General features: G+C 38.0%; 22 protein-coding genes and 1 riboswitch. Of the genes, 5 read left to right on the top strand and 17 right to left on the bottom strand.

Annotated elements, in window-relative coordinates:
• Positions 1 to 337 precede the first annotated feature (337 nt).
• Both EM808_RS02230 and EM808_RS02235 read right to left on the bottom strand, forming a co-directional pair.
• A complete protein-coding gene (locus EM808_RS02230) occupies positions 338 to 1,183 on the bottom strand; it encodes a YitT family protein (RefSeq protein WP_235856546.1) in 846 nt (281 codons plus the stop codon).
• A complete protein-coding gene (locus EM808_RS02235; protein WP_127735190.1) occupies positions 1,153 to 2,151 on the bottom strand; it encodes an asparaginase in 999 nt (332 codons plus the stop codon). Before EM808_RS02235 ends, EM808_RS02230 begins: the two co-directional genes overlap by 31 nt.
• A gap of 179 nt (positions 2,152 to 2,330) precedes the next feature.
• On the opposite strand from EM808_RS02235, the gene EM808_RS02240 reads away from it, so the two are divergent.
• Positions 2,331 to 2,657 (top strand): helix-turn-helix domain-containing protein, encoded by a 327-nt coding sequence (locus EM808_RS02240; protein ID WP_127735193.1) that lies wholly within the window; start codon positions 2,331 to 2,333, stop codon positions 2,655 to 2,657.
• 56 nt (positions 2,658 to 2,713) lie between these two features.
• Here EM808_RS02240 and EM808_RS02245 read toward each other — a convergent pair whose 3' ends face one another.
• The gene (locus EM808_RS02245; RefSeq protein ID WP_127735196.1) at positions 2,714 to 3,199 is read right to left on the bottom strand and encodes a nitroreductase family protein; all 486 of its coding nucleotides are present in this window, start codon (positions 3,197 to 3,199) and stop codon (positions 2,714 to 2,716) included.
• Positions 3,200 to 3,384: 185 nt separating this feature from the next.
• On the opposite strand from EM808_RS02245, the gene EM808_RS02250 reads away from it, so the two are divergent.
• On the top strand, positions 3,385 to 4,158 hold the full coding sequence (locus tag EM808_RS02250) for an acetoin reductase (RefSeq protein WP_425466277.1): 774 nt from the start codon (positions 3,385 to 3,387) through the stop codon (positions 4,156 to 4,158).
• A gap of 73 nt (positions 4,159 to 4,231) precedes the next feature.
• On the opposite strand, the gene EM808_RS02255 is transcribed toward EM808_RS02250, so the two are convergent.
• From EM808_RS02255 to EM808_RS02270, 4 genes are all read right to left on the bottom strand, one after another.
• Positions 4,232 to 6,058, bottom strand: coding sequence for an APC family permease (locus EM808_RS02255; protein WP_127735202.1), 1,827 nt, complete (start codon positions 6,056 to 6,058; stop codon positions 4,232 to 4,234).
• 117 nt (positions 6,059 to 6,175) lie between these two features.
• Positions 6,176 to 6,329: riboswitch (cyclic di-AMP (ydaO/yuaA leader) on the bottom strand.
• Between the two features lie 228 nt (positions 6,330 to 6,557).
• A complete protein-coding gene (locus tag EM808_RS02260; RefSeq protein ID WP_127735204.1) occupies positions 6,558 to 7,742 on the bottom strand; it encodes an NAD(P)/FAD-dependent oxidoreductase in 1,185 nt (394 codons plus the stop codon).
• A gap of 39 nt (positions 7,743 to 7,781) precedes the next feature.
• A complete protein-coding gene (locus EM808_RS02265; RefSeq protein ID WP_127735207.1) occupies positions 7,782 to 8,213 on the bottom strand; it encodes a helical membrane plugin domain-containing protein in 432 nt (143 codons plus the stop codon).
• A gap of 499 nt (positions 8,214 to 8,712) precedes the next feature.
• Positions 8,713 to 9,006 (bottom strand): Dabb family protein, encoded by a 294-nt coding sequence (locus EM808_RS02270; protein WP_127735210.1) that lies wholly within the window; start codon positions 9,004 to 9,006, stop codon positions 8,713 to 8,715.
• Positions 9,007 to 9,255: 249 nt separating this feature from the next.
• Between EM808_RS02270 and EM808_RS02275 the strand changes: the two genes are divergently transcribed.
• The gene (locus EM808_RS02275) at positions 9,256 to 10,614 is read left to right on the top strand and encodes an amino acid permease (RefSeq protein ID WP_127735213.1); all 1,359 of its coding nucleotides are present in this window, start codon (positions 9,256 to 9,258) and stop codon (positions 10,612 to 10,614) included.
• 109 nt (positions 10,615 to 10,723) lie between these two features.
• On the opposite strand, the gene EM808_RS29430 is transcribed toward EM808_RS02275, so the two are convergent.
• From EM808_RS29430 to EM808_RS02310, 8 genes are all read right to left on the bottom strand, one after another.
• On the bottom strand, positions 10,724 to 10,858 hold the full coding sequence (locus EM808_RS29430) for a hypothetical protein (RefSeq protein ID WP_268926479.1): 135 nt from the start codon (positions 10,856 to 10,858) through the stop codon (positions 10,724 to 10,726).
• A gap of 102 nt (positions 10,859 to 10,960) precedes the next feature.
• A complete protein-coding gene (locus EM808_RS02280) occupies positions 10,961 to 11,845 on the bottom strand; it encodes an NAD-dependent epimerase/dehydratase family protein (protein ID WP_127735215.1) in 885 nt (294 codons plus the stop codon).
• Positions 11,846 to 12,058: 213 nt separating this feature from the next.
• A complete protein-coding gene (locus EM808_RS02285) occupies positions 12,059 to 13,087 on the bottom strand; it encodes an NADH:flavin oxidoreductase/NADH oxidase (protein WP_127735218.1) in 1,029 nt (342 codons plus the stop codon).
• Between the two features lie 160 nt (positions 13,088 to 13,247).
• Positions 13,248 to 13,697, bottom strand: a complete 450-nt coding sequence (locus EM808_RS02290) for a hypothetical protein (protein WP_127735221.1) — start codon at positions 13,695 to 13,697, stop codon at positions 13,248 to 13,250.
• Between the two features lie 113 nt (positions 13,698 to 13,810).
• Positions 13,811 to 14,251: a MarR family winged helix-turn-helix transcriptional regulator gene (locus tag EM808_RS02295; protein ID WP_412759264.1), complete on the bottom strand. Its 441-nt coding sequence runs from the start codon at positions 14,249 to 14,251 to the stop codon at positions 13,811 to 13,813.
• 121 nt (positions 14,252 to 14,372) lie between these two features.
• Complete coding sequence (gdh, locus tag EM808_RS02300) at positions 14,373 to 15,158, bottom strand: glucose 1-dehydrogenase (RefSeq protein ID WP_127735227.1); 786 nt, start codon at positions 15,156 to 15,158, stop codon at positions 14,373 to 14,375.
• A gap of 15 nt (positions 15,159 to 15,173) precedes the next feature.
• Complete coding sequence (locus EM808_RS02305; protein ID WP_127735230.1) at positions 15,174 to 16,025, bottom strand: GRP family sugar transporter; 852 nt, start codon at positions 16,023 to 16,025, stop codon at positions 15,174 to 15,176.
• 152 nt (positions 16,026 to 16,177) lie between these two features.
• Complete coding sequence (locus EM808_RS02310; RefSeq protein WP_164849555.1) at positions 16,178 to 17,074, bottom strand: TetR/AcrR family transcriptional regulator; 897 nt, start codon at positions 17,072 to 17,074, stop codon at positions 16,178 to 16,180.
• Positions 17,075 to 17,338: 264 nt separating this feature from the next.
• Here EM808_RS02310 and EM808_RS02315 point away from each other — a divergent pair, with 264 nt between their 5' ends.
• Entirely contained in the window at positions 17,339 to 18,883 is a 1,545-nt protein-coding gene (locus EM808_RS02315; protein ID WP_127735236.1) for a DHA2 family efflux MFS transporter permease subunit, read from the top strand.
• 324 nt (positions 18,884 to 19,207) lie between these two features.
• Positions 19,208 to 19,975 carry a DeoR/GlpR family DNA-binding transcription regulator gene (locus tag EM808_RS02320; protein ID WP_127736669.1) on the top strand — a complete coding sequence of 256 codons (768 nt, stop codon included), beginning with the start codon at positions 19,208 to 19,210 and terminating at the stop codon, positions 19,973 to 19,975.
• A gap of 16 nt (positions 19,976 to 19,991) precedes the next feature.
• Here the strand turns inward: EM808_RS02320 and EM808_RS02325 are convergent, their stop codons facing one another.
• Together EM808_RS02325 and EM808_RS02330 are read right to left on the bottom strand one after the other, a co-directional pair.
• Positions 19,992 to 21,272, bottom strand: a complete 1,281-nt coding sequence (locus tag EM808_RS02325) for an MDR family MFS transporter (protein ID WP_127736672.1) — start codon at positions 21,270 to 21,272, stop codon at positions 19,992 to 19,994.
• 132 nt (positions 21,273 to 21,404) lie between these two features.
• A complete protein-coding gene (locus EM808_RS02330) occupies positions 21,405 to 22,040 on the bottom strand; it encodes an HlyD family secretion protein (protein ID WP_127735239.1) in 636 nt (211 codons plus the stop codon).
• Positions 22,041 to 22,072 lie beyond the last annotated feature (32 nt).

The raw sequence follows: 22,072 nt of genomic DNA on the forward strand, positions 1-22,072 counted from the left end.
AAATCATATCAAAATATGATTCTATATACCTATTATATATTTTAGTATGTAATTAGTTCTCATTTTCTCACTGTATAGTACCTATATTATTCGTTATACAACTATTCGTATATAATACTATAGTCACGTTTTATAATAATATATTAATGCTTTTTATACTAGTCAATCAAGAGTATAAACCTTTCACCAAGATAACCTAAACCATTATTTGACTATAATACACAGAGAATAATCCTTTAAGTATAAAAAAACACAAAAAAACAGGGCATAGATACATACCCTGTTTTACCTAGTTTAAACTACATTATTAAAATTATTGCCCACCACTTCATTCATATTATGTACGGTGATGAATGCATTTTTTATCAATTTTATGGATAAACTTTTTTAATTTTATATAATCTTGTCTTTTTAATACAATCGTGATAACTTCTTTTTCGTCATTAGAAAATGCACCTATCGCAGAATGCAGTGTTGCACTTTTATGGAGTTGTTCAATAATATAATGCTTAATATGCTCGCATTTTTCACTTATTATGACAACTTCTTTTGTCATTTGTAGTTGATCACGGAAGTAATCCACGACGACCCCTCTAAGAAAAACACCAAAGCATGCATACAAGCCCTTTTCCATACCGAAAGCAAATATTGCTGCAAGAGATATGAGACAATCTGCCATCAATACTGCCTTCCCTATTTCAATCGCAAAATACTTATTAATGATCATTGCAATCAAGTCCATACCACCAGTAGAAGCATTTTGCTTTAAAACAAGAACGAGTCCTAATCCTGCGATTAATGTACCAACTACTAGCTGTATAAAGAGGTCATGACTTAACGGAACATAAACAGGATCAAGCCTCCCAAGCATCCATACAAAAAATGTCAGTAAAAAGCTGGCATAAATTGTTTTAAGACCAAACTGAAACCCTAAAAAGGCAAATCCTAAGAGGAAAAACAATATATTAAGCAAGCCCATTAGCCCACCTAACGGAATAGTAGGAAAATAGGATTGCAAAACAACGCTCAGTCCCCCAAGACCTCCAGAAGCAAATTGGTTTGGCGCCATAAAGTAATGAATATTAACAGCCATCAGCAATACTCCGATATGAAGCCAAAGATAGCTTAACGTCTTTTCAAAGCTGATTGTTTTTATTTTTCCCAGTCCACTGAAAGATCCCATGCGATTGGCTTCTCCATCCATTGTTTTGCTGCTTCCACGTTATCCGCCTTACCTAATACCCACATTAGCTTTGCTATGATTGCTTCTGTATTCATATCTGCCGATAAGATAACATTATATTGGGCAACTTTTCTTCCTACTTCGTATAAATACAAATCTTGTCCTTCTTCCAGACACTGGGTAGAAATAACGACAGCAACACCTGCTTCTACCATTTCCGCTAATTTAGGAAGCAGGTTTCTATCTTCAAATGGCAAGCCCCCATTGCCGAAGCTCTCAATAACAATGCCTTTATAATTATTCTTTAAATAGTCAAAGATCTCAGGCTTTGTACCAGGATGCAATTTCAGCAGAAACACATCAGAACACAGGCTAGTATCCTTTTTGAACGGCTCTGAGGATTTTTTTGGTTTCCAGTAATACTCAATTTTTTTATTTTGGATTGATGCGACATAAGGGTGGTTGATACTTTCAAATGCATCATAGCTTTTTGTCCTCATCTTCACTGCACGTGTACCGATGATAACCCTGCCATCAAACACAACGAAAACTCCGCCTATATCTTCTGTAGCAAAATGAATGCTGTCTGCAACATTTTTCTTTGCGTCAGTCTGCTTAAAGCTAATCGGAACTTGAGAACCTGTTATAACAACAGGCTTTTCTAAACCTTGAAGCATGTATGATAAAGCAGCAGAAGTATATCCCATCGTATCTGTGCCATGTGTGATAACAAATCCGTCATATAAGTCATAATTTTCGCTGATTGCTTCTGCAATCACCTTCCAATGCTCCGGCTGCATATTTGTACTGTCCCTGTTCATGAGGATTTCACATGTTACATCAACAGATTGGGAATCCCCCTCAAAATGCACTAATAACTCCTCTGCAGTCATTCCAGGAACTAAACCTTCATTTCCCTCTATAGAAGCAATGGTACCGCCTGTAGCCAGCAGCAATATTTTTTTCATGATAGCTCCTCCTAGTTACGAATCCTTTTCACGTATGCGTTACGCGTATTCATTTATTTGTATTATAGTACCACCATTACCAATAAAGCAATATTTGTATTCTAATCGCGTATTTTTTCTTTTAAAAAGAATTTAGACATGCTATACTTCCAAATATAGAGTAAAAGGGGGAACATTCGTTGCTGCAAATATTAAGCGAGCTTAGAAAAAACAAAAATTGGTCTCAAGCTGAAACAGCGGAGCTTTTAGGAATAGCCAAAAGCACCTATGCTGGTTATGAATCAGGATATCGTGAACCTTCTTTAAGAGCGCTCATCCAAATAGCTGATTTATTTGATGTCTCTATTGATGTAATTCTTGCTCGTAAAAATCAGACTACTGTATTAGAGCTGGCTACCATTTCTAAAATGGATAGTATGGTTCTGACTGTTGATGGCAAGCCACTGACAGAGGAAGAGACAGCAAACCTCATAGCATTTACTAGAGTTAGGCGGGAGCTTGGCTAGAATATGCATAAAAAAAACCTGATTTATAAAATCAAGTTCTTTTCATACTTAGTATATTAATTTAAATGCTTTACTTTTAATTCAATTGATTGCCTTTCCTTTGCATCCTTTGTTTCATCAGGATACCCAACTGCAATCACACCAACTACATCATAGTCATCTGATACACCTAGAATGTTTCTTCCATTCTCAGAAGCGCCTACAGAACTCCAAAATGTTCCTAATCCTTTTTCACATGATAGTAGAAGGAAATTTTGGATGAAACAAGAAACAGCAGCTGCGTTTTCTTCCCTTTCTAAGGTGTTTCTTCCTTTGTGAGAAAGGACAGCAAATAAGATTGGTGCATCACCGAAATTAATTTTATGATTAAACTTCGCTCTTGTTTCTTCCCCAATAAACAGAATTTCCCAAGGCTCTGTCATCTTATGGTTCGGAGCAAATGCGGATACTTGGAGAAGTTCTTTAATTGTATCTGTACTTATAGCCGTTGTTTTAAACTTTTTGATTGTTCTTCTACCTTTAATTATTGTTTCCAAGCTCATTCTATCTATCCCCTTTTCACTTTTTTTCTCTTTTATTATACATGAAAACAGCATTTTTTTCCTATCGACAAATTTCCCAGGAAATCTAGGAACCAACAATTTATCACAAAATTCATTCCATTCGTTTTAGATTCTCTTATTAAGGGAACTAGAATTGTAATTAATGATAGAAAAGGAGAATGAATATGGATAAAAAAGTTGCAGTCATAACTGGTTCTGGACAGGGTATCGGGAAAGCCATCGCAGAAAGGCTTGGCAAAGATGGATTTACCATCGTTATTAGTGATGTTAATGAAGAAAGCGCGAACAGAACCAGCATTGAATTAATGGAAAAAGGCATTGAAAGTATGGCAGTACAGGCAAATGTCAGCTCAAAAAAAGAGATAGAAAATCTAGTCGAACAAACTGTGGAGCAGTATGGACAGCTTGATGTTTTCATTAATAATGCAGGAATTGATCAGGTTGATTCAATCTTAAATATTTCTGAAGAAGATGTACAAAAAATCTTTGAAGTGAATGTATTTGGTACATTATACGGTATTCAAGCTGCTGCTGTACAAATGAAAAAACAAGGAACAGGCGGAAAAATCATCAATGCCTGCAGCATTGCTGGACATAGGGCCTATTCCTTGTTAGGTGCTTATTCTGCGACAAAGTTTGCTGTTAAAGCATGGACACAGGCTGCTGCTGAGGAGCTTGCTTCTTCCAAAATTACCGTCAATTCCTATTGTCCAGGTATTGTCGGCACAAGTATGTGGGACAGAATCGATGCTGGTATGGTCGAATATATGAATCTGGAAAAAGGACAGGCATTTGAACAATTCTCTAAAAGCATTGCATTAGGACGCACCCAAGAACCAGAGGATGTAGCTAATTTTGTGTCCTTCCTCGCCTCAAAGGATTCCGATTATATGACAGGGCAATCGGTCCTAATTGACGGCGGTATACTTTACGGTTAAAAAAGAAAGAGGGCTTCCATCATGGACGCCCTCTTCTTAAGTCTAACATGATACTAATCATTCTAACTTGCTATTACTTTTCAAAACGGAAAGGTACTGTTGTAACAATTACGTTTCTTCTATAAAGCAGATGTGCTTTCAGTAGCAGGCTTGATTGATTGTGCAGGATATTATGCCAGCTTTTTTTCGTAATGAATTGTGGAATAATGACTGTTACACTGTTATGGTTTTCCGCTCCTTTTTCTTCAATCACATCTATGAATCTTCTTAACGGTCTAACTAAACTGCGATACTGTGAATGAATAGTCACAAGACGGATATCCGGACGATATGCTTGCCATTTTTCCTCCATCCGTTTTTCACTTTCTCTGTCAAATGCAACGTAAACGGCAATAATCGTTTGCCCGATACTCTCAGCATAGGCTAAGGAATTATCCACAACCTTTGTGATACCTGCCACTGGTAGAATAACGATATTACCTTCCGGTTTCTCTGCCTTATGATTCTCATCCATACGAAGCTGTTTAGCAACATCCTCGTAATGTCCTTTAATACGATGGAAGATAAATACAATAATCGGCAGGAAGATTAACACAGACCAAACTTGCGAAAACTTAGTTGTAAATAGGATAAGCAGCACAGTCAATGTGATAATCGCACCGGCAAGATTTATGCTCATTTTCCATTTCCAGTTTTTCGGTCTTTCTGTAAACCATTTTTTTATCATTCCGCTTTGCGATAAGGTAAATGGAATGAATACACCAACTGCATATAACGGAATCAACATTTCCGTATTTCCCTTAAACAGGAAGATTAACAGGATTGATGCTGCACCGAGTGTGACGATACCATTTGAGTAGCCTAATCGATCACCGCGAATGGTAAATATTCTTGGCATATACTTATCAACAGCAAGGTTAACAGCCAACAACGGAAACGCAGCAAATCCAGTGTTTGCAGCTAATACTAAAATAAGTGCTGTTGTTACTTGGATAAAATAATATACTCCTGAGCGCCCGAATACTTCTGAAGCAATTTGGGATACGACTGTTTCATCTGCTTTAGGAGATATTCCATACCAATAAGCCAATAAGGTAATCCCTGTAAACAGCACACCCAGTATAATTCCCATCATCGTTAATGTTCTGACAGCATTTTTTGCTGAGGGCTCTTTAAAGTTCGGAACGGCATTAGAGATAGCCTCAACACCTGTTAGAGCAGAGCACCCAGATGAAAATGCCTTTAATAACAGAAAGATGCTAAGCCCAGGGACAGCAGTGCCAATCGGTGTATGCTCAACGCTTCCGACATCTCCTGTTGCAATCTTCCACAGCCCAGTGCCTATTAGCACTGCCAATGCTATAACAAATAGGTACACTGGATATGCAAGTATAGAAGCAGATTCAGTAACACCTCTTAAATTCAATATTGTAATTAAGACAACAAACAAACAGGCAATAATTACATTATGTTCATGCAAGACAGGAAAAGCCGATGTTATAGCATCCGTTCCTGCCGAAACACTTACTGCTACAGTCAAAATATAATCGACAAGCAAAGAGCCGCCTGCAATCAAACCAGCATTTTCTCCTAGGTTATTCTTCGAAACAATGTATGCCCCGCCGCCACGCGGATACGCATAAATAATTTGTCTATATGACAGGATTAGTGCAACAAGAAGCACAAGTACGCCAATTGCAATCGGAATAGAATACCAGTATGCGAGAAATCCGATACCTGCTAATACGAGCAAAATTTGTTCTGTTCCGTATGCAACAGATGAAAGTGCATCAGAAGATAGAATCGCCAATGCCTTAAGCTTATTTAACTTTTGCTCCCCAAGTGCACTTGTTTTTAGTGGCTTCCCAATTAAAATTCGTTTTAAAATTGAACCGCTCATGTTATCCTCCAGCTTTCCGCTAAAATGTCTTCCTTGTTAGGTGATTATCCAATTTTTGCACACAAAAAAACCACGAGGATACCCCGTGGTCGATTGTAAAAAAATCGAACATCAGATTATTCCTCTCTCTAAACGCTTACGGAGTTAGCTGTCGGGTTGGGACATCTGAGAGTTGCCCCTCCTGCAATAGGATTCACCCCAAGTGCCTATGAATGGCACAAAAAAAATTGGGTCCCCCGCTCCACAAAAATGGATTAAGCGATTTACGAAATATTATTTACTTGAAGATATTACTCCCATTCAGATAAAAAGTAAATGAAGGAAAAAGACCATAAATGAACAAAAAAGCGCAAATGAACGCATGCAAGGCAAATTACTCGTCCTCATCTAATCAGCTCTTTGTTTTTTGCGGTTTTACTCGTTATTTCATGTTTTCTAAAAAACAAAAAATAAAAAAGGAAGGAATGCTAAAACAGCATTCCTTCCTTTAGGAAAATTATTAGTATGCTAAGCTGAACAAGCCTTTAATATGTGAAAGATAACGGATGTTAGATGCTTCTTTCATCATAGATGCAGGCATGCCTTTAAGCGGAGTTGAGCTTCCGCCAACAATTGCTACGCCGTCTTTACGACCAAGGCTTGCAAGTGTACCAGAGTTGATTGGGCTGAATCCTTCTAATGCTTTACCTTCAAGGTATGCAAAAAGGTTGTACCCGATTAACTCACCCATTTGCCATGCAATTTGAGCAGTTGGAGGTGCTGGACGTCCATCTCCATCAGCTGGGAAGTATACTGCGCTGTCTCCAGCAACAAATACTTCAGGATGTGAAGTGGATTGCAGGAAGTCGTTCACTGTTGCACGTCCACGGTTTACTTCTAAACCAGAAACGCCAACTAGTGGGTTACCTTGAACTCCACCTGTCCATACAAATGTGTTAGCAACGATTTTTTGACCATCTTTCAAGTCAATTACATTGCCTGCTACATTTGTTACAGCAAGTCCAGTCAAGAACTTAACGCCACGAGCTTCCAAGCTTTTAGTTGCTCTAGCAATCAAATCATCTGGAAGAACAGGAAGAATTTTTGGTCCTGCTTCAACTAAAGATAAGTTGATTTCTTTGTAATCTACGCCGTATTTCTTTGTCATTGCAGGAAGAATGTCAGCTAGTTCACCAACTAGTTCAACACCAGTTAGACCACCGCCGCCAATAAGAATTGTAGCATCTTCCGGTTTTTTCGTTTTAGCATATTCACTGATGCGTGCTTCAACATGCTTGTATATATTGTTAGCATCTTCAGCTGATTTAAGAACCATGCTGTTTTCTTCTAATCCAGGAATTCCGAAGTAAGCTGTTACGCTTCCCAATGCAACAACTAGTGCATCGTAGCTCAACTTAGATCCATCACCAAGGATAACTTCTTTGTTGTCTACATTGAAAGATTCAACTGTAGCAATCTTAATGTCTACATCAAGACCTTTAAGAAGTTTATCTAGAGGCATTGCCACAGCTTTTTCATGAACGTTTCCTGCTGCAAGGCGATGTAATTCTGTAATGATTTGATGTGTTGGATATTTATTAATAACCGTCACATTAGCTTGTGATTTAGTGTAATATTTACGAACATTTTGAGCAGCTAAAAGCCCGCCGTATCCTGCACCTAAAATAACTATGTTTTTTGACATGGTATATCCTCCGTCCTTCGTTCTATTCAATTGTTGAACTTATTTTTGTTGGTCACGCTCGTTCAAGATTTGAAGATAGCTTTGTGTAAAACGCAGCATTTTTTGAGCTTGAGGATCTTTTAGTAATTTAAGCAAACCGAATACACCGATTGTTTCATTGCTTTGCTCTGCACGATCCTTCGCTTCGATTACAGCTGAAGCCATGCCTTTTGCTGAATGAACGACTGGTTCAAGCATTTCAGTTGTTGCATTGACCATATCACTCATGAAGACCTCATCTTTTGATAGACCTTGAACAAGATCATATGAACTTGTCAATGTATTAACGACTTCTGTTAATTTTGGCAGCTGTTCGATTAAAGTAGTCAATGACTCTTGTACCTCAGGCTTTAAAAGCTGATCCAATAAGTCTTGGCTATTAGTAGATGTAGCTGTCAGTTCAGCACTTGTTTGTGTAGTTGTTTCTGACATAACTGATTCTCCTTTGCTATTGGCATTTTCCTAATGATTTTTTGGAATAATACTTCCAAAAATTATTGTGCATTTTTGCACAATAATTTGTAGACTAATAATTAGTGCATTTTTTTGGATACATTGATAATAAGGTATGTAGTTATACAAAACTAGTAAATAAACAACAACCCTTCATTAACTCCTTTAATATAATACCACTTTTTTATTAAAAATAAATGTGAACAGCACAAAATTTTAAAGATTTTTTGTCCTGAGTGATATTTATCACACTTAGTTTGACTATTTTAATTATTGAAAGGAATGAAAAAAATCTAATTAGTTTATCGTTTTGTATAATGCCCCCATAAAAAACCAAACATATTTACACATTATTTGTGAATTAATACTATTGTTAGCTTGTAATCAAAACACTATGCATCCAATCATTTAAAATTTGATAATAAATTATTTAAGGCATTTACATGAAAAAAACAGGTCTATTCGACCTGTCGGGTTTTTATATTTCAATATCTACTACTATACTGTCCACTCTGCCGACTTCACGAATATATGCTGCAACGGCTTGATGTTCAGGATTTGGACCATATAATGAAAGTGCCTCTCTGTCTTCAAAACGGACCTTCAAGACAACCTGATAGTCTGTATTGCTTTGGGCAAAGTTCAACCCTGCCTGCAGGTCAACAACTCCCATTATTTTATTTCTTAAAGCGCGAAATCTTTTAATTACTTCCTGCAGTTGTTCCTCTGTTGTAGTTTCACTAAATTTGACAAGGACGATATGATCTATCATGCACGAACCTCTTTCTGACTTACTATTTATCGTACTCATTTTAGCTGAATTTTATTAAACCAGCAAATTTTTCTGGTTTTTTCTTTAAAGTTATGTAAAAGGACTTATTTTTTCTAAGTCCTTGGTAGGAATAACATACCGGCATCTGTATTTTAATGGAAGCCTGCACTTTAAATATTTACATAAAACTTACGCATACTATTTTTAAACAAAAAAACGAATTCATTTTTCATAAAAGAAGGAGTTACTATGAGCAGCCAAGATAACAACAATCAGAAGAGTTCAAAAAAACAAGGTAAAATGAAGTGGTGGGAATTATCACTAGTCGGTGTTGGCTGTACTATCGGCACCGGATACTTTGTAGGTTCCAGCCTCGGGGTCATTGAAACAGGGCCAGCCATTGTACTATCTTTCATGATAGCTGCAATCGGTACATATATTGTTTTTAATTTATTGGCCAAAATGACCGCAGAGGATCCACAGGAAGGCTCCTTTTGCTACTATGCCAATAAAGCCTTTGGTTCATGGGCCGGCTTTAGCTGTGGTTGGAATTATTGGGGTTCCAATATTCTCATTATGGGCAGTCAGCTTACTGCCCTCTCACTCCTTTCCCAGTTTTGGTTTCCAAACGTACCACTTTGGGTCTTTGCTTGTATTTATGCTGTCTTATCCATCTTTGTAGTCTTTTTAGGAACGGACGGTTTTGATAAGGTTGAAAATTATTTAGCTGTCATTAAAACCGCAGCGATAATCATGTTTATTATTTTGGGAGTTGCAGCACTATTTGGCTGGATACATGGTGGCGATCACCCCATGCAAACTCCTAAGTCCTTTGATGCATTTTTCCCGAAAGGGTTTCAAGGATTTTGGACTTCCCTCATTTATGCATTTTACGCATATGGAGGAATCGAAGTTATCGGCTTAATGGCAATGCAACTAAAAGATAAAAAAGATGCACCAAAAGCAGGCACGAATATGCTTATCATTTTGCTGATTATTTATTGTCTTTCCTTAGCTATAGCTGTTTTACTAGTTCCATTAGATAAATTTAATGAAAAAGAGAGCCCTTTTGTAACAGCACTTGCTGGATATCCACTCAGCTTTTTTCCCCATGTATTTAACGGAGCTATCATTATTGCAGGATTTTCAACAATGACTGCATCCTTATTTGGGGTGACTAACTTGCTTGTTACGTTAGCGAAGAGTAAAGATGCACCTGCTATTTTTGAGAAGAAGCTAAAAAAATTCCATCAGCTACCACTTCCGTCATTGATATTGGGAGCGGTTGGACTGTTTGCTTCTGTTTTGGCAGCATTGCTTTTGCCAGGAAAAATATTCGAGTATATTACGACAGCGGCAGGAATTCTGCTGTTGTACAACTGGGCATTTATCCTTTTCTCCTCATTTAAGGTACTGAAGCCGTCTGGCTGGGATAAAACAAAAGCAATTATCGGTATTGCTCTTATCGTTGCTGCTGTCAGCGGGACAGTGATGGAAAAGGGAATCAGAATAGGCTTTTTTGTCAGCCTTGCTTGTGTCGCACTTATTGGAGTCGCTACCTTTATTATGCACTTAAGGCAAAAAAAATCCGAACCAGAAAGTGCTTAGCATAATGTTTTATCTGGAATGAATAGACCTAATATAAAATAAGCCAAGCTATTATGGGAAAATACACATAATGGCTTGGCTTATTATCATGTAAAATCTAATTTTTCTTTTACCCTGACTTACGTTTCTTCTTTTGCAGTCCTGCCTTAATTTGTTTTTCTTCCGCCTCATTAATAATTCCGAGTGTTTTGCAAATATAAGAATACGCAATTATTTTCTGGTCAACTCGTCTGCCTTGATTCACATAAACCACTCCCTTTTTATTATTAATATGCATCAAGTAAAAAAAGTTTCCTTCACGCAAAAAAACTAGTCATTTGCATAAAAATGACTAGCAGCTTTATTACTATTTTGATGGATTTTTAACTAAATATTCAATTAGGCTTGGCAGCCATTCATGGAGATTGGAAAAGTGAAAACCTAAGTTTTTTGCTTTGTCATTGCTCATTGCCCAAAAAGACTCAATTCCATAAGGTGACGCATTTTCATTGTTCTTCTCTATTGCCAATTGTGCTGATTTCCCTGCACTTTTTTCAATAAGCACAAGCAGTTCTGATAATGTAATAATGCCGTCAGCACATGCATTAACAGGACCTTCTATTCCTTTAACACCAGCCCAAGCAATAAACTGTCCTGCTTCTTTTTCGTCAATAAACCCCATGGCTGCATCAGGGTTCGGAAGATATATTTCTTGTTCGCTTGTGACTTTGTCTGTATGAAACTTAAGCCTTTGCGTATAGTCATTAACCCCTACGACAATCGGTATTCTTACTGCTACTGTTTGAAAAGCTGCCTTTTGAAAGAATACAGCTTCTGCCTGTCTTTTTCCTTCTTTATATGTAACCTCCTTCGTTGGTTTTACCTCAATTGGATATATATATGGATTAAAATCCTCTTCTTTCAAAAGCTCGGATGACGAATCATATACAGACAAGGTGGATGTTAAGATATATTTATCCGTTTTGTCGTTGAATACCTCAATCGCATCCAAGGCATCTTGAGCAGAATAACAGATTTGATCATAGATGGCATCCCATTTTGTGTCTTGGAACGCTTCTTTAAAGTTAGCTAAATCTGAGCGGTCAAAGGCAATTCGCTTAACTCTGTCGCCAAAGGAATCGGCCATTTTCCCTCTTGTTGCTACTGTCACTTCCATGCCACGTTCTAATAATGTCTCCACAAGATGTACTCCAAAAAACCTCGTTCCGCCAATAACAAGTGCATTTTTCAATAGCTTTTCCTCCCCTTTATTTCATGTATGTATTACTGTTATATAAATTCTCTATTTGTTTGGTGTATCCTTTTCTTTCGATAAAAGTCCACTAGAATTTCGTTTATTGTAATGAAGCCGAAAAACAAAAAAACTCGAACTATTAATCGACAAACGATAAAATAGTCCGAGTTTGAAACAAAGTTACATTATATTCCAATACCTTTTTCTACATTACTTGGGAAATCCTGTTGCATATTGTTGTGGAACTGTTGTTTCTTTTCTTAGTTGTGCTGCTGCTTCTAATGCCCAGTATGGGTTTCTTAGCATGCCTCTTCCAACTGCAACAAGATCTGCGTCTTCGTTGCCGACAACGGAATTAGCAAGTGCTGCATCATCCAGTCTGCCTACTGCGATAACTGGAATATTAAATGCTTGTTTATACGCTCTCGCAAACGGTACTTGGTAGGCATTATGTGTACCAGGTCTTCCTGCAGCTGCAATTGGCCCTTCTCCTCCTGCACTAATATGGAAAATATCCACACCTGCATCCACGTAAGCTTTAGAGAACTCAATGCTTTCTTCTACTTCGTAGCCGCCCTCTACATATTCCTTTGCAGAAATACGCAAAATTAGCGGCATATCTTCAGGCATTACGCTTTTTGCTGCTTTAATGACTTCTACGCCAAATTTTGTACGATCCTGACCATATTCGTCTTCTCGTTTATTTGTCAGCTTTGATTGGAATTGATGAATTAAGTATCCATGAGCACCGTGAAGCTCAATCGTATCTACGCCTGCCTTTACAGCTCGTTCAACTGCTGCCCGGAATTTCTCTACCATCGTGCTAACTTCCTCTGTTGATAAAGCTCTTGGTGTTTTAGAGTTTTCGTCAAATGGAATAGCCGATGGAGCAACTGGAACTTCCGCGTCTTCTGCTTTGCGGCCTGCATGGGCGATTTGAATACCAACTTTTGCTCCATGCTGATGACATGCATCTACAATGCGTGCAAGTGGCGCAATTTGCTCATCTGACCATAGGCCTAAATCATTATCTGTTATTCTGCCATCTGGTTCTACATCAGTCATTTCAATGATGATTAAGCTGGCACCACCGATAGCACGGCTTACATAATGAACATAATGCCAATCAGTCGCAATCCCATCCTTTTTCGTAACAGAATATTGACACATTGGGGGCATAACAACCCTGTTCTTTAACTCGAGGCTCTTGTAAGAATATGGTGAAAATAAATGATCCATTGTAAAATTCCTTCTTTCTTTTTTGAAATGCATGCTCATGCATATAAATTATCATTCCTACAATGTATGGTCAAATAATTCAACTTAGCAAATATGAAATAGGTTATTCAGACAAATTTTAAACACAATACTGAGTTAATGCACCATCAAGCCTTCCCGACTATTCCACTTTAATGGCAAAGGCATAATAGGCATCACCAAGTGACGTATCTTTTTCCTTTTCGTCCATCCACCAACAACTGTAAGCATAATAATAAATGCCTTTGTCTGCAGGTGCCTTTATTTCATTATTCGTAATAGGAACTACTAATTGCTTATTATTGTGTTCAACTTGAGCTAAACTTACTACAGAGGGCTTTAACTCCAGCTTGAATTGGATAGGCTCATTAGGTTTGACACTAATTGGCGGTTCATTCTCAAGGAGGTCCAGCACTCCCGATACATCTGAGCAAATCCCATTCTTCCAGCAATAGCTTCCCAGCTTTGTTTCATGCTGGACTCCATCCATAACTATATAGAATGGTGGTGGTTTATCTCCAACAAGCAGATTGGAACAGCCAGTCAGCAATAAAAAGAAAGAAAGAAGCAGTAATCTACTGTACCTTAACACTCTACAAACCCCCATTCATGTCATTACCTTAACTATTTGGCGAAATCCCCCTTGAAAAAGTTACATAATTTTGGAAATAAAAAAATAAGAGCTGACATGGAGTGCGTCAGCTCTTATTCTTTTCCAAACATCATTTGCAAAATGTTGAGTAGGTCATTATTTGTTTCTTTCTGTTCCAGAAGGTCTGCGAGCGTCGTCGAAAAGGTTTCGTTTGATAGCTTCAGCTTCTCTTCCCCGTACCCTGTCAAAGAAGTATAAATACCTCTTCGGTCATCTGTGCAAATATGCCTTTTCAGTACACCACAGTTCTTCGCCTCAAGCCTTGTCACAAGCCTTGATAATGCACTTTGACTCAAACCCACCATTTCCTGCAGCTGCTGAAGCCGCAGCTTTTTCTCAGGAGCTTTAGACAAAAATAGTAGCACATAAAACTCTCTTAACGAAAGCTGATGTCGATTCTGCAGAACATGCTCTAACTCATTGGCAATCCTCGCCTGCAAGCCCGATAAAGACAGCCAGCTCTCGATATACGGATCTGCCGGTTTTTCATTCATCATATCTCCACCTATATCTTGATAAACCCGATTTCTTCCTATTGAATATTATCCTATTCTACCAACAAGAAGAATTGTGAGTCAATCAGGAGAGGGTAAATATATGCTTAAGGATACGGTATTATCCTCTTCCAGCCTGGAAGGAAGGGTATTTTGTCATTCCTCCATCTGCAAATAAAGTAATGCCCGTAACATAGCTCGATTCATCTGATGCCAGCCATGCTGCAACTGCAGCTATTTGTTCTGGTTTTCCAATATAACCTAATGGAATCATACTTTCCACATCTTTACGTTGTTTAGGATCAGCAAACTTTTCTGCATTAATTGGTGTATTAATGGCACCTGGCCCGATATTGTTAACACGTATACCTTTTGGAGCATATTCAAGGGCAAGTGTTTCTGTCATTAACTTCACCCCACCTTTACTTGCAGCATAATGCACAAATGTTGGCCATGGAATCATTTCATGTACACTAGACATATTGATAACGTTACCTTTGACATCATTTTCAACGAAATACTTTAATGCTTCCCTGCTGCCAAGAAAGGCGCCAGTCAGATTAGTGCCGATAACCTTCTCCCAGTTTTCCAGCGTCATCTCATGAGAAGGAGCTGGATTTTCAATCCCTGCATTATTAATCATAATGTCTAATTTACCGAAGTTCTTAACAGCAGTTTCAACGATATTAATTACATCCTGCTCTTTCGTCACGTCACCTTGGATAATAATACTTTGTCCGCCTGCTTCTTCTACTTCTTTTTTAACGGACATGGCTTCTTCTTCACCAGAAAAATAATTGATGACAACTTTTGCTCCCTCTTGACCGAATCTTACTGCCATTGCACGCCCTAATCCAGTTGACGCACCTGTTATTGCCACCACTTTACCTTTCAAATCAGTATACATAATCCTGCCTCCTTTTTATTTTTTGGCGATACCTAAACAGATTACTCCCGCTATAATAAGGATAATCCCAATTGCAACAAAGATGAGCTGGCGCTTCGTTTTCTTTTCTCCCAGCAAGAAGATACCGCCAAGTGTAGAAATTACAACACCTGTTTGGGATAATGAATAGCTTATTGCGACACCGACCTTCGGCTGAGAGATGAATAAAAACATATTACCTGCTGCCCAGAATAGGCCAGGCAGGATATTTTTTACTGCATATAAATTAAAGGGCTTGTGCTTATATGTAATAATCAGGCCACCAATAACCATACCGATTGACTGTGGAAACAAAGCTGACCAGCCATCAACAGAAAACAGTCTTGCGATAACAACATAGCCAAGATATCCTAAAGTAGAAATCAATAACGTAACCGTTCCTTTTTTCAGCTTTGCTGATTCATCCTCACTTCTCTTCTGATCGTATGTTGTTAATACAATTCCGGCGAGAATACAAAGAATTGCAATAATGCCAAGGATTATTGTCGTAGCGGTTGTCCACTCATGAAATACAAGCACACCAAACAGTGTTGTGGACACAATCTGTAGACCAGTTGAAATCGGCATTGTCTTTGAGACACCGATATATTCAATTGACTTAAACTGATTGCTTTGTCCAACCGCCCAAAAGATACCAGAGCATATGCCGATAATTAAGATAAGCGGTGACAGCTCAGGCCTTGCAATTAAATAAACGACTAAAGAGAATAACAGCGCACCGATTGTTGTTCCTAAAGTTTGGCTGTATGCTCCACCACCTATTTTTACATTAAGTAACACAATGCTGCCCCAAAACAGAGCAGGAAGTATAGCTAAAAAAAACTCCACGGAAATCATACCTACTTTCTTGTTATATCGTATAAATTCCCCTAAATGGTCAAATCTAATCAGCCTATTTGCTGGAATTTTAGCAAACCAGCTATTTTGCAAATAAAAAAGCCCAAAATCACAGTTTGCGGATTCCAGGCCACTCCTTACAGCTATTCCATTTTTTTAAGCTTATCTTCTAATATACAAATCGCTTTATGGCACTCACTGTCACTAATGGAGGCTTTCAGTTCGCCAATCGCCATCTGTACTAAGTGCCTGCGGCGGTTTTCCGGCTCTACAAGCTCTTCTTCAACAAACTCGACTAATTCCTCGTATTTTTTTTGCTCTTCCACATTTTGCACACTGTTTTTTATCATCAACTTAAGCGACTCAATCACACAAGCTATATTCTTGCTGTCTGTATGCCTGTCATTTTCCGCACTGTCTGACAGCCACTTTAACAACAAATCCGGAGACAGCAGGCGCTCACCTTTTTTGGAAACGTCTTCGACCATGCCTATAATTCTGTTCACACTATATTGAACAATCTTATGGACATCTGTATGGCGCTGCTTATCTAATGAATAAAAATAAATCAAATTGTGAAGATTTCCTGTCAGCATGACTGCACAATCAAGCAAATACGGCTTTTTATCAATACCACAAATATCCATCAAACGATTATACAGCCAATTAATTTCCTGAACACGTCTTCTATTCAAAAATTGCTTTAGCTCAGGATCATTTGTAAACAAAATTTCTTCAAATAAGGAAATAATCTTATACTGGTTATTTGTATTTATCAGTAATTCAATTTGCTGGATAAAAATAGCCGTTGACGTCTTATCCTGACCTAGCATTAGGTTCTTGCGCTTTTCGCCAAGCTCACTGTAAATTTCTTTAAAAATAGAAATTAGAAGTTCATTTTTACTTGAAAAATAATTGTAAAAGGTTCCTTTAGAAATCCCGCTGCTATCCAATATTTCTTGAATGGATGTTGCTTGGAACCCTTTTTCAATAAACAGCTCATGGGCTTTATTCAACACATGCTTTTTCCGATTATTCATCTTCATCACCTTAGGGAAATTATACTAACAGTTCAAAAAACATACTAACCCATATAGCAATAAAATTCAAGAATCCAGCTAAGAAAACGTTACCATACCAACCTTCATCTATTTTATATAAAGGCAGAAAAATACTGATAATTTATTTTTTTAGTAAACCTAAACATTTTTATTGCAAAATTTATACTGCCAGTATATTATTATTTAAGCCTATAACAATTGTATAAAAAATGAACTCGAAGTTCATAAGGAGGAAAACATTTCATGAACAACACAGCAACACAAAACACGAAAAAGCCACCATATGGCATTATCGCCATTCTTATGGCTGGGGCTTTTGTTGCTATCTTAAATTCGACTTTATTGAATATAGCATTGCCTTCTATTAATAAAGATTTCGACATTGAAGCATCTGTTGGCCAATGGCTCGTTACTGGCTATATGCTTGTTAACGGCATTATGATTCCGACAACTGCCTTCTTAATTCAAAGGTATTCTATTAGAAGACTGTTTATCACTGCCATGTCCTTATTTACTATCGGGACACTTGTTGCAGGATTCGCTGACTCTTTCCCAGTTCTTTTGGGTGCACGTATGGTCCAAGCATCTGGTTCAGCAATCATGATGCCAGTACTTATGAACTTCCTGCTAACAAGCTTCCCAGTTGAAAAACGCGGCAGTGCAATGGGAGTTTTCGGTTTAGTTATGATCTTCGCACCAGCGATTGGTCCGACACTTTCAGGCTATATTGTCGAGCACTTCCATTGGCACGTACTCTTCCGCATCATTGCACCGATTGCAATCATCGTATTACTGTTTGCAATCTTTAAATTGAAAGATAAAAAGGATAAAGTAGATATCTCTATTGATGTCCTTTCTGTTATCCTTTCCACTTTAGGCTTTGGCGGTCTGTTGTATGGCTTCAGTACTGCAGGCAGCAAAGGCTGGGACAGTGTTTATGTATACGGAACATTAATCATCGGTTTCCTAAGCTTAGTTCTCTTCATTGTAAGACAGCTTAAAATTCCGAATCCAATGCTTGAATTCAGGATTTTCAAATATCCACTTTTCGCATTGTCAGCAACAATTTCTATCGTAGTAAATATCGCAATGTTCTCTGCAATGCTGTTAATGCCAATGTACATTCAGACAGTCAGAGGGATTTCTCCATTAGATTCGGGACTACTGCTTCTGCCTGGTGCTATCATCATGGGGATTATGTCACCAATTACAGGTAAACTATTTGATAAATATGGAGCAAGAGTTTTAGCTATTACTGGTTTAACACTTACAGCTATTACAACATATATGTTTAGCAAACTAACAATGGATACATCTTACACAACATTGATTGTCATCTATTCTATCCGTATGTTTGGTATGTCCATGGTTATGATGCCTGTAATGACAAATGGTTTGAACCAAGTGCCTGCACGATTGAACCCGCACGGTACGGCAATGAACAATACATTACAGCAAGTATCTGGCGCCATCGGTTCTGCTTTAATGATTACCATTATGTCAAACCGCACGACTACACATGCTAAGGAATTAGCAGAAGATGCAATGAAAAACATGTCTAATGCGACAGCACAGCCTGATGCAGCAACATTAGCTGCTGCTAAAGAACAACTTGCAATGAAGGCGATGATGGAAGGAATTAATGATGCATTCCTTATCTCTGTCGGTGTTGTAGTAATAGCACTGATTCTATCGTTCTTTATGAAACGTGCGAAGCCTGCTGAAGACTTTCTAAGCAAACAAAACACAGTAAAACCTAACAGTTCTGCTAAACTAGCAGAAAATTAATTAATTAGTAAAATGGAAAGCCAAGCTGTTAAGATCCATCAGACAGCTTGGCTTTTTTTATATTAATATATTATCCCCTTCCTTTAAGCAATACATATTCCCTATACTTGCCCGTCAATAACCAATAAAATTTCTAATTTCTATGGTGAACTCTTGGTTATTTTTTGGTATAATTTAGCTAAGTTAACGAAATAACTTTTTCACAGGACCAAATACTTTTACGACAGCAGCAGGATTGACAAAGGTTTTTTATCAACTTGGCAACTGCTTGACAGAATAAATATCAAATCAGGCATAGCGGAATAACAAAAGGTGGCTAGAATGATGCTGAAAAATAAACGAATTAAAGAAATTCAAGACTATGTGTTTGAGCATGAAACCGTCTCACTAGATGAATTGGTTGAAGTATTTAATGTTTCTAAAAATACGATACGAAGAGATATCCAGGAGCTGGTAGAGGAAGGCGAGCTTAAAAAGGTGTATGGTGGTGTTGCCGTTAATCATGCTACACTCGTTTCCTTTAATGATCGGCAAATACGGAACAAAGATGAAAAGATGCTGATTGGGAAAAGCGCAGCGGAATTTGTTGAAGATGGTGACATTATCTTTATTGATTCAGGTACTACTACATTGGAAATGCTAGAGTTTCTCAAAACAAAACAGCTTTCCATCATTACAAATAATCTTGATTTTATTATTAAGGCACTTCCATATGAAAATCTTCACATCATTACCTTTGGTGGTGTATTAGAACGAAAAACTAAGTCTTTTGCAAGTATTCAAAGCACTGATGTAATTAAATCCTATAATATTAATAAAGCCTTCATGGCTTCAACAGGTATTTCCATCTCAAATGGTGTCACAAATTCGTCCCCATTGGAAAGTGAGATTAAGAAGCATGTCGTGGAAAGAAGTGCAGAGGTATACTTGCTTGTCGACCATCATAAGTTTGACAAGTATGCTCTTATGACATACTGCACACTTCATGACATTGACTGCTTAATTACTGGTGCTGAACCACCTAAGGAGTATCAGAACTTTACGAAAGAAAACAATATTAAGCTAATTATTACGGCGGAAAAGGAAGAATAAAAGAACGGCTCCTAAATTACCATTTAGGAGCCGTTTCTAACGCTTTGCGCTTTTCAAATTTATGAAACATCCTGTAGTAGAGGATGCCGCTTAGGCATGCTAACAAGCTGATGATGATGAAGGTCCATGTATAGCCAAACCAAACACTCATTGGGATAGACACTGGTGCAAGCACCTTTGAGAACGTGTAGCGCAGACTTGCAGCAGCAAAATATTTCCCTCTTTTGTCAGCAGGCGCAAGCTCAGAAATAAAGCCTTGCTGTATACCTGCCGTCATGAGTTCTGCCAATGTGAACACAAGCATAGCAAACAGCAGACCCCAAATCCATGAGGTTTGACTGAACAGTAAAACGGAAACAGCGTATGTGAACGAGGAAATAATAAACACGTTTCGTTCCTTGTATTTGCTCATCCACCTTGTCACAACAATTGTAAAGATGGCAACAAGCAAGCCATTTTCAGCAAGCACAAGTCCAAATGCTTGTGTGTTTTCTACAACATAAGACCAGTTCCCGAACCTTAGCAGCGGCTGGTTTGTCACCACTTCGTTAATATAGACAGGGAACAAAAGGTCAAGCTGCATAAAGGTTTGTCCAATAAGAACACCAGCGATGATGAACAGGAGAAAAACCCGGTCATTCATAATTACTCTGTAATCCTTCAGTTGATTACCAAGCACAGAAAACCAATTCTTGTTTTGTATGCTCTCCTCTTTCCTTTGAACAGGAGCTGTTTCTTTAACCATGTATTGAAGCACTAAACCAAGAACAAGATTTAAAACACCTGCCATTAACAGCAACGGGAAACGATACTCCGCAAAAAAGATGCCGCCAATAATCGGTCCAATTACAACAGCAATATTTGTAGAAGTATAAAAAACCGCAAAAACGTCACTGCGATCCTTTTCTCCTACGACATCTGCAATCATCGCTTGGCTTGCCGGCCAGTAAACAGCACCAAACATACTCACAACAGTAAAACAAACAAACCCAAGCAATGGTGAATCAAACCATGAGGAGCTTGAAACAGCAAAAACAGTGAAAGCTGCTCCTTGAACGAAGGCGGACAGCACCATCATTTTCTTGCGGCCATATTTATCTGCATAATATCCCCCAAGCAGGTTTGCAGCACAAGAAAAAACTTGTGAAAGTATCAGCAGCATTCCAGCAGTTGATTTGCCAAAGGCTTCCGTAAAATAAATAGATAAAAACGGGAAAAACATCCAAAATGTAATATTAACAACAGATTCTCCTGCAAGCCGAACCTTTAAATTTCGGTCCCAATCTCTTAGACGCATACTCATACGAAGATATCTCTCTTTCTTTATTCTCCTTTTATCATACCAAGCTATTACAGGGAATCTCAAGTTAATTTTACTATATTAATAAAGTGAAAAGGACAACTCCCACATCAGGAATTGTCCTTTTTATCAGATTGATATTTTCACTTCTGCATTCATACCGAGAAGTACTTTTTTTGTTGGATTTTGAATGGATATTTTGACTTGAACCTTTTGGGTTACTTTTGTGTAGTTTCCAGTTGCGTTTTGTGATGGCAGTGCAGAAAACACAGAGTTTGTTGCATAGCTGATGTCTTCTACCTTCCCATCAAACGTTACATTTGAATCACCGTCGACTGTTATATCCACATTGTCACCAATTTCAATATCGTTCAATTCGGTTTCTTTTATATTTGCAAGCACATACATATGATCCATGTCCGCCGTTTGAGCGAGCACCTGCCCTGACTGGACTAGTTCGTTTGCCTTTACTTCATTTTTAATGATCGTTCCGGCAGCTATACTGTCGATTTCATGTGCTGCCTTTCCATCATTCACTGTCCCTACTGCTTGATTTACTTTCATATCATTTCCTGCACTGCCCTTCCATTCAGTAAGAATACCTGATACTGGGGCAACTACCTCAGTTATATCTGCCGATACGACGGCATCATCTGTTTTTACATAGTTTTTATGTTGATAGTACATGTAGACTCCTGTGGCAATAAGACCTAACACGACCACAAGGCCAATAAAGTTTATAATTAATAATTTTCCTTTGCTCATTTATTTCGCTCCTATGCTAAGATCAGCTCATT

This window comes from Niallia taxi (assembly GCF_004005475.1).
In the GTDB taxonomy this organism is placed as follows: Bacteria; Bacillota; Bacilli; order Bacillales; family Cytobacillaceae; genus Niallia; species Niallia taxi.

Coding starts and splice junctions, on each gene's coding strand:
- EM808_RS02230 (WP_235856546.1), bottom strand. CDS start 1,183: ATGGGATCTTTCAGTGGACTGGGAAAAATAAAAACAATCAGCTTTGAA.
- EM808_RS02235 (WP_127735190.1), bottom strand. CDS start 2,151: ATGAAAAAAATATTGCTGCTGGCTACAGGCGGTACCATTGCTTCTATA.
- EM808_RS02245 (WP_127735196.1), bottom strand. CDS start 3,199: ATGAGCTTGGAAACAATAATTAAAGGTAGAAGAACAATCAAAAAGTTT.
- EM808_RS02250 (WP_425466277.1), top strand. CDS start 3,385: ATGGATAAAAAAGTTGCAGTCATAACTGGTTCTGGACAGGGTATCGGG.
- EM808_RS02255 (WP_127735202.1), bottom strand. CDS start 6,058: ATGAGCGGTTCAATTTTAAAACGAATTTTAATTGGGAAGCCACTAAAA.
- EM808_RS02260 (WP_127735204.1), bottom strand. CDS start 7,742: ATGTCAAAAAACATAGTTATTTTAGGTGCAGGATACGGCGGGCTTTTA.
- EM808_RS02265 (WP_127735207.1), bottom strand. CDS start 8,213: ATGTCAGAAACAACTACACAAACAAGTGCTGAACTGACAGCTACATCT.
- EM808_RS02270 (WP_127735210.1), bottom strand. CDS start 9,006: ATGATAGATCATATCGTCCTTGTCAAATTTAGTGAAACTACAACAGAG.
- EM808_RS02275 (WP_127735213.1), top strand. CDS start 9,256: ATGAGCAGCCAAGATAACAACAATCAGAAGAGTTCAAAAAAACAAGGT.
- EM808_RS02285 (WP_127735218.1), bottom strand. CDS start 13,087: ATGGATCATTTATTTTCACCATATTCTTACAAGAGCCTCGAGTTAAAG.
- EM808_RS02295 (WP_412759264.1), bottom strand. CDS start 14,251: ATGAATGAAAAACCGGCAGATCCGTATATCGAGAGCTGGCTGTCTTTA.
- gdh (WP_127735227.1), bottom strand. CDS start 15,158: ATGTATACTGATTTGAAAGGTAAAGTGGTGGCAATAACAGGTGCGTCA.
- EM808_RS02310 (WP_164849555.1), bottom strand. CDS start 17,074: ATGAATAATCGGAAAAAGCATGTGTTGAATAAAGCCCATGAGCTGTTT.
- EM808_RS02315 (WP_127735236.1), top strand. CDS start 17,339: ATGAACAACACAGCAACACAAAACACGAAAAAGCCACCATATGGCATT.
- EM808_RS02320 (WP_127736669.1), top strand. CDS start 19,208: ATGCTGAAAAATAAACGAATTAAAGAAATTCAAGACTATGTGTTTGAG.
- EM808_RS02325 (WP_127736672.1), bottom strand. CDS start 21,272: ATGCGTCTAAGAGATTGGGACCGAAATTTAAAGGTTCGGCTTGCAGGA.
- EM808_RS02330 (WP_127735239.1), bottom strand. CDS start 22,040: ATGAGCAAAGGAAAATTATTAATTATAAACTTTATTGGCCTTGTGGTC.